The organism is Streptomyces sp. 13-12-16 (genome assembly GCF_002114215.1).
In the GTDB taxonomy this organism is placed as follows: Bacteria; Actinomycetota; Actinomycetes; order Streptomycetales; family Streptomycetaceae; genus Streptomyces.
This window is the reverse complement of sequence record NZ_NCTE01001244.1, coordinates 1-1,128: the sequence shown is the minus strand read 5'-3', so window position 1 is coordinate 1,128 and position 1,128 is coordinate 1. Positions and strand designations below refer to the sequence as shown.

Annotated in this window: 1 protein-coding gene and 1 pseudogene; one reads left to right on the top strand and one right to left on the bottom strand. The window is 76.4% G+C overall.

What is annotated here, in order from left to right:
• Positions 1-735, bottom strand: a 735-nt coding sequence (locus B7767_RS38660; protein WP_143652892.1) for a helix-turn-helix domain-containing protein, incomplete at its 3' end; no start/stop codon positions are given.
• Positions 736-831: 96 nt separating this feature from the next.
• On the opposite strand from B7767_RS38660, the pseudogene B7767_RS38655 reads away from it, so the two are divergent.
• Positions 832-1,128 (top strand): annotated as a pseudogene (locus tag B7767_RS38655) (hypothetical protein); the annotation flags it as partial.

Below are 1,128 nucleotides of genomic sequence, written 5' to 3'. Positions count from 1 at the left end.
CAGGCCGAGGCCGAGGCCGTCGTGGAGCAGGAGCGTGCGGCGGTACGGCGGCGGCAGGCGCAGCAGCACGTCCAGGAGCGCCCGGTCGTCCTCGTCGGGAGGCGGCGGTTCGGGCTGCCGGTGACGGCGGCGGTACCGGTGCCACGGGGAGAGCGCCCACTCGTAGGCCGCCGCGCGCACCCAGCCGGCCGGGTCCGGGTCCCGGGCCACCTCGGGCCAGCGGTCCCAGGCGAGCTGGAAGGCCCGCTCCACGGACTCGCGGGCGAGCGCGCGGCGGCCGGTGAGCAGATAGGCCTGCCGGACGAGGGCGGGGGCGCAGAAGGAGTACAGGGCGTCGAAGGCCTCGGCGGGCGTCAGGCGTTCCGCGTGGGAGGCGGACGACGGCGGGGGTGCCTGCGTGAACGCGGAGGGTTCCGGCGCGACCGCGCCGGGACGGCCGTCGCCGCCCGGTTCCTCCAGGCGCACCGTCACCACCGCCGCGGCCTCCTCCCGTCGAACGTGGACGGACTCCCGGGTCCCGCCGTCGGCGGCCCCTTCCGCCAGACCGGCCAGCAGCTTCGCGTACGCCTCCCGGTTCCGGCCGCGCGGTGTGCTGCGGCCGGACTCCCACGCACGCACCGTCTCGGGCCGGACGCCCACGCGTTCCGCGACCTGACGTCGCGTCAGTGAGGCCGCCGCGCGCAGGCGTCGGCGTTCGTCGGGTGAGGGGAGCGGGGTGGCGGGGCTCCGTGTCACTGGACGCCCCTCCGTCCGGAAAAGTACATAAACGTATATTGGGCGACACAGCCGTGCTTCGCCCGTTACGACGGGAAAGCGCGTGTCGTTGGGAGCATGGCGGACGTGACCCAGATGACCGCTCGCCGTACGACGCCGGCCGCCCTGCTCACCCGCGTGCGCGACCGCTCGCCGGGGCTCGCCTCCGGCCTCCTCGGCGGCGCCCTCGCCGCCGGACTGGGGCTCGCGGCGTTGGCCGTCCTCGTGATCCTGCTGTGGATCAGCTCGCCCTACCCCGACAGCGGGCCCGGCGGCGCCCTGCACGTCGCGGCGGCGCTGTGGCTGCTCGCCCACGGCGCCGAACTGGTCCGCACCGACACCCTCTCCGGCGTCCCCGCGCCCGTGGGCGTCCCG